Here is a 6,260-nt window from a genome sequence, read left to right as displayed (position 1 = left end):
ACCCTGGAAATGGCGCCACTTGAAATCCGTCATCGTTCCGTCCGTCCAATCTCCGCCAAGCATGCTCAAGCTTCACGATTTTTGCAACAGAGCCCTCAATCGCTGCATCTGGAATTTCAAGATGGTGCATGAGCACGAGAGTCAACACGATCCAGTTTGCGTCGCGGACACTTCGCAGCAACGCGCTGTCTTCCCACAGGGCGTCGGAATTTGCGTGTGCAATGGTGTTCCGAGCTTTGACCAGCACCCTGACCCAGACCGCGGCTGACAACCTTGTGGCTGACCAAACCTCTTGGTCAATCTGATGAATCAACTGCTCAACTTTAGACCTAAAGGTCGTTCGCCCGAGGTCGCCTTTGAGCTGCGCAATGGCGGCTTTTTGCGCAGCGTTCATCCCAATCAAGGATGCGAGTGCTTGTAGGATCGGTGCTGCGTCGTCCCGAGTCAACCGTGGATCATCATACTTTTGGAGGGTAGAAGCCACGGACTCGATCGCGGCAGAACTAACGATGATATCCGCGTCTACGTAACCCGGCCGGTACCGTAATCCGGCAATGATCTGAAGCACTGGCTGCCACTCTTCATAAGCAAGCCACCAGCGGTTAATCACTTCTTGAAGCCATTCGCCAGTGAACCTCAGCGAGTACTCAATGGGCTTACGTGAGCGATGCTCAAAGGGCTTGTACAGAGTTCGTCCCAAAATCTGAACGTCACGCCCTGTCGCATCGTTGGCGAGTAATGTGCGTCGGCCACATGGCATGTCGGCAGCGAAAGTCAATAACGCCTGGAAGACGGCCAACTGAGCCTCGAACTCTTCGAGTGGAACGGCTTGAGTTGCCGTCAGCGAGATGGAGTCACCGCCGTCGAGGATCTTCGCTTCCATCGGCGACGCACCATCAACTGCAGGGAGCAAGAACGACTGCCTGGGGCTACGAGCTGCACCGTCCTCAAAACGATAAGTGCAGGCAGATCGTAAGTGTTCAAATGCAGCGTTCACCACCGAGTAGCGCGCGTCGACATCATCTGAGCCTAGGCGCAGCTCATCAATACGAAGGCCGAGATCTCCATCGACCGCAGTGACGCACCCGCGTACTACCGCGGGACGAGAATTGATCACCGTTTGCAACGTTCGCTCAGATGGGTGCCCGCTAATTGCCGAGAAGCATCCGGGGGCATTCAAAAAGAAGCGATCGTCTTTCACTACTATCTGACCGACACCGTCGCGAGCACCCTGGCTGACAGCAGCAAAATGCAGGGTGGGCGTCACCCACTGATAAGTCGAGGCAAAAAACGTCATCTATTTTACGAAGTCACGAGTTGAATCAGGGAGTCGTAGCTGTCGACGATGTCGTACTTCACCGCTTCTTGATTGACCTTCGCGTTCAACGATGCGAAGAACTTGCGGGCGCACTCGATCTTGGCCTCCTCAACGCCTCGAAGCTGCATCGAGGACATCGATCCCTTGGTCTCGGCGACGAAGTAGACATGCTTAATCTTCGTCGAGTCATCGCGGAAGGCAATCGCCCAGTCCGGGTTGTAATTCCCAACCGGGGTCGGAATGAAGAATCCGCGAGGCAACTTCGAGTAGACCACTACCTCGTCGCTCACATCGAGCTTTTCAACGAACGAACGTTCCACCTTGGAGTCCGTGACAACGTACTCGTAGACGCTCTTCTTGAGCTTGTCGCCAGCCTTCGATAGATCCTGAGCTGCCTGGTTCTCGGTGAAGATTGACGAGTCGTAGCTGTCGTCGAGTGGATCGTAGCTGAGGTGCTCGACGATGACAGTAGCTTTCTGCTCGTTGATCAGACGTGCCGCCTCAGTGATGAACTGCTCCGGGTTCTGCTTGAACTTAGAGAAAGTACCGGGATTAATTCGAGTGAGGATCGCAGCGCAAGTACGCCTCGTCAGGTGGGTCTTCGCCGCGATCTCGCCTAGTAGGTCGTACTTGACGGTCGAGCCTGCCGATACCGCAGACTGTTCAACTTTTGTCTCGGAAACTTTGAATCCGGTGCCAGCTTCGAGCTGCTCAACTTCGAGCCCGACGACTTGCTTACCGCTCTCCACCACGTACTGCATCACAGTAACGTTCAAGGATCTATCGAGCACCTGAACGCAGTTGGTGATCAACTCTTCAGAGTCGAACTCGACCTGGTACACAGCCTTGTGGTTGATACGCCCCCACAGCTCTTGGAACTCACGACGCCTAAAGTTTGCCTCGTTGAATGGGATCTTCTTCGGCTTGCGCCCGTCGATCGGGTCGGGCACTTCAAGGTAAAGAGCGTCGACGAGAGGCCACACGAAATCGACAACGGGTTTAAGTACGTCTGAAGTTGGAGCAGCTAGCGTGCCCTCGGCCCGCGCCTCTCTGTAGCTATCGGTGACGTGGCCATCATCGTCGATGTAGTTATGGCGGATGAGGTGGTTATAGAGGGCCTGTGCAACAGCCTGTTCCAGTGCGCTGGTCGAACCGTCTTCAAGCGTGATCTGCTTGCCAACGAAATAATCGACGGTGGCCTTGCGGGGTCGGGCCGACAGCGACTCGACAATCTCCCTCTGTAGCTCAGTCACGAAGTCGGTGTACGACTCATCGGTGACGACTGTCAACTCGTTGATTTCATGGACCGTCGCGGGGTTATCCATGCGTTCACCATGCTGATCGACAGAAAGACGAAGACCACGACCAATCTCCTGACGGCGAGTCGTCGTGTTGTCGCTCTTCTTGAGCATGCCCATCACGAACACGTTCGGGTTGTCCCAACCCTCACGCAGAGCCGAGTGTGACCAGATAAACCGCACCGGCTCCTCAAACGAGAGCAGTCGTTCCTTGTCTTTGAGGATCAAGTCATATGCATCGACGTCATCAGAGAGACCAGCGAAATCACCACGAGCGGCGACCTTGCCATCGACCGAGTGCCCGGTCTTCTTATCGATCGAGAAGTAACCCTCGTGGGTCGAGCGAACAGGGATTGACTCGACATGCATACGGTACCGCTCAGCAGCCTCGTCAAAATCGAGCTGGCTCAGGTAATCAGCAAGCAGTGCTTCATACTCTTCCTCGAACACTCGCGCGTACTCGCCGAGCGTATCGTCTCGATCGTAGTCGCGGTACTTTGCGACTTCGTCGATGAAGAACAATGAAAGCGTCTTGATGCCTTGTGCGAATAGCTCGCGTTCCTTGTCCAGGTGAGCGCGGATCACTTCACGGATTTGAATGCGCCGCTTCACCTCATCAGTAACATCTTGTGTCACTTCGCCAGCACCAAGGATGTCGCCGTTGCTCAGCTCGACAAAATCCTCGTTGGCGTCGACATTGCGAATGTAAAGACCTCTGTAGGCCTCAATCCCGCCCGAGATATCGTGCAGATTCATGCCTTGGCTAAGGCGTTTGACCTGCCTTCGGATTCCCTGTGCTGTTTGTACTTCAAGCTCGACGCGAGCTTTCGGGAAGTCTGAACCTTTGCCAATCTCCAAGCCATCCACATAGAGATATGCACTACTTCCCGCGAGGTGCTTTACAGCGATGCCGCGAACAGCGATTCTCTTTACCAACTTGTCTCTGTACGCGTCGACAGCATCTAGACGGTGCACCTTAGTGCGGTCAATCTTGTGAGTTGCAGAGTATCGAAGAGCAAACAAGGCGTTGAAACGGCTAAGGGCCGCTAGCGACTTCGACGGCTTCTTCGCATCACCCTCAATCTTCTGCGGCTCGTCGATAATCAAGATCGGCCGGTTCGCTGCGATCACGTCTATGGGCCTACGGGACTGGAAATCGTCGAGTACCTCGTAGATACGCCGCGCGTCTTTGCCGGTCGCGTTAAATGCTTGGATGTTGATGATCATCACCTGGACTCCAGCATCAGATGAGAATCGTTCCAACTCGTGCAACCGAGACGAGCTGTAGACGAATGCACGCGGCTTGGTGCCATAGAATTGTTGGAAGTGCTCAGCCGTGACGTCGAACGACTTCTTCACGCCTTCACGGATCGCGATCGAGGGAACGACCACGATATACTTTGACCACCCGTACCGCTTGTGAAGCTCCATAATCGTCTTGATGTAGACGTAAGTCTTGCCGGTACCAGTCTCCATCTCGACGTCGAGGTTGAGGGACGCAGCCGAAACTCTCACTGGATCGTTCAGATCCTTGGATGGAGTTAGCCCTCTGTGCCGTTGCACCCCATGAACGTTCAATAGCAGCTGCGGTTGCGGGAGCGCGATCTCTGCATTACGGAGACCAGCGTCATCGAGCAGAGTGCGCGCAGTCGTGGTGCCCGGGTCGACACGATACTTCACGCCGTCGGCGTACGGCTGTCCGGTGAAGACGTCAACGACAGCATCAACTGCCTCGGTTTGGTACGACTGAACCTTAAACTGGAGCTTCATCGAGTCACATCGTCCTGACTTCGGTCTCTGGAGAGACTTCGCGGAAAATCTGCTCAGCGTTGATGCGGGCTGAATCGCTAGAGAAGCCTGAATCCAGAAAGACCGCACGGAGAGGGCGTCGCTTAGCAATGGCTTTCACCACCGCGTCGGTCACGTCATCCGTGAAGCAAGCGATGAGAGCATCGTCGGCCACCGAGAAAATCTTGTGTCCGGCGAGCGACTCGACTGCGATCTCCTCTGTCAGGTCCAGTCCCCAATCGAGAAGAACTTGGAACAACAAGTCCTCACCCGAACGACCCGGCTTCACGCTTTCGATTGCATCCAGAAGATCACGTTGACCGAGGGCATCCGCAGTGTCGCTTGTATCGATGAAATTTGTAGTGTCGACACGCAGTGTGCGGAAGCCCACGTCCAAACTTTGGGCCGATAGGCCAGCCGATGTGACGGCCATCCCGGCATTCTTGATGCGCTCCCGCGCAACAACTGGGATACCCTTCTTGCGCCCATCGCCATCGTCATGAAGCTGAACAAGCACGAAACGGCGCTGACCACCGTCCTCGGCATTTTGTTGCAGCACTGCGTCTGCGGTGGTCCCCGATCCCGCGAAAAAGTCCAGCACGATATCTTCTGAGTCTTTCGAAGTCGCAAGCGCCAGCATGCGCCTAATCAGTTTGGTCGGTTTGGGTGTATCGAATACTGTGTCGCCATCGTTGAACTTAACTCTCGCAAGTAGCTCCTTTTTCGCCTCCTGATTGTGACCGACTTCGTTATATGGCCAAAAAGTCTGCGCCACACGGCCTTGCTTGACTTCGGTGAGGAAGCGCTTGATCGCTGGACGTCCTTGGCCATCCGCACCGAACCACACTCGATCATCCGCAACCATTTCCTGGAATCGAGGTTCGGTATACAGCCACGCACGCCCGGGCGGCGGGGTAAATCTGTTGCCAGCAGGAGTCACCAGTTCGTAATACTGGCTTGGTGTCGCATGCCCCCCAGCCGCAGTCGCATCTACGGCTTTCCACCGCCCTCGTGAATCGTTGTCGGGATTTTTGTATGCCGCATCCTGATCCGCTGTTCTAGGCAGGAGGTTTGAAGTCCAACTTGCCGCGTTGCGCGCGTATACATGTATGTAGTCATGTACCGAGGCAAACTGTGTAGCGCTGTTCATGGGCGAATACACTTTCTGCCACACAACCGTGGCAACGAAGTTCTGCGCACCAAAGACTTCGTCTAGCAAGTGCTTCAAGGCTGCCGCTTCTGCATCGCCGATTGAGACGAAAATGGACCCCTCATCTGAAAGCAAATTTCTTGCAAGCTTCAACCGTGGATACATCATGCTCAACCAGTCAGAGTGGAAACGACCGCTTGAATCGACGTTCGATCTAACCCTTTCGCCCAGTTGATTGGTTTGCCCTGAACGGCGGAGATAGTCCTCGGCTTCCTCAGAGAAATCGTCGTCGTACACGAAACGATCTGAGCCGGTGTTATATGGCGGGTCGATGAAGATAAGTTTCACCTTGCCAAGGAAGGACTCTTGCATCAGCTTGAGAACTTCTAGATTGTCACCTTCGACGAAGAGGTTCTTGGTTGTGTCGAAGTCTACTGACTCCTCGCGCACGGGTCGCAGCGTCTTGGTAATCGGGGTATTTGCTGCGAGGGCAGCGGCCCGTTTGCCTGGCCAATCAAGCTGGTAGCGTTCTTGCGGTCCTTCAATGACGTGATCGGAAAGCTCCTGGCGCAACAGGTCAAAGTCGATCGCACGCTTTGGATTGCCGCCTTCGTCGGTGGCCTCGGTGACAACCGAGGGGAACAGCTCGGCGAGTTTCGTGATGTTAGCGTCGGTTAGGTCTGGCGACGTCATGCGCATTTTCTCC

Annotated in this window: 3 protein-coding genes; all 3 read right to left on the bottom strand. The window is 54.9% G+C overall.

Going from position 1 to position 6,260, the window contains the following annotated elements:
* Window positions 1–1,297, bottom strand: a 1,297-nt coding sequence (locus AB0K08_RS14410) for a hypothetical protein (RefSeq protein WP_363355612.1), incomplete at its 3' end; no start/stop codon positions are given.
* 5 nt (window positions 1,298–1,302) lie between these two features.
* Window positions 1,303–4,386, bottom strand: coding sequence for a DEAD/DEAH box helicase family protein (locus AB0K08_RS14405; protein WP_363355610.1), 3,084 nt, complete (start codon window positions 4,384–4,386; stop codon window positions 1,303–1,305).
* A gap of 4 nt (window positions 4,387–4,390) precedes the next feature.
* Entirely contained in the window at window positions 4,391–6,253 is a 1,863-nt protein-coding gene (locus AB0K08_RS14400; protein WP_363355632.1) for a site-specific DNA-methyltransferase, read from the bottom strand.
* Window positions 6,254–6,260 lie beyond the last annotated feature (7 nt).

The sequence above is a fragment of the Citricoccus sp. NPDC055426 genome (genome assembly GCF_040677445.1).
Classification (GTDB): Bacteria; Actinomycetota; Actinomycetes; order Actinomycetales; family Micrococcaceae; genus Citricoccus.
The sequence above is the reverse complement of the archived record's forward strand: the minus strand, read 5'-3'. Positions and strand labels throughout refer to the sequence as shown.

Excerpts from the sequence above, each read along its gene's own strand:
- AB0K08_RS14405 (WP_363355610.1), bottom strand. The coding sequence starts at position 4,386 with ATGAAGCTCCAGTTTAAGGTTCAGTCGTACCAAACCGAGGCAGTTGAT.
- AB0K08_RS14400 (WP_363355632.1), bottom strand. The coding sequence starts at position 6,253 with ATGCGCATGACGTCGCCAGACCTAACCGACGCTAACATCACGAAACTC.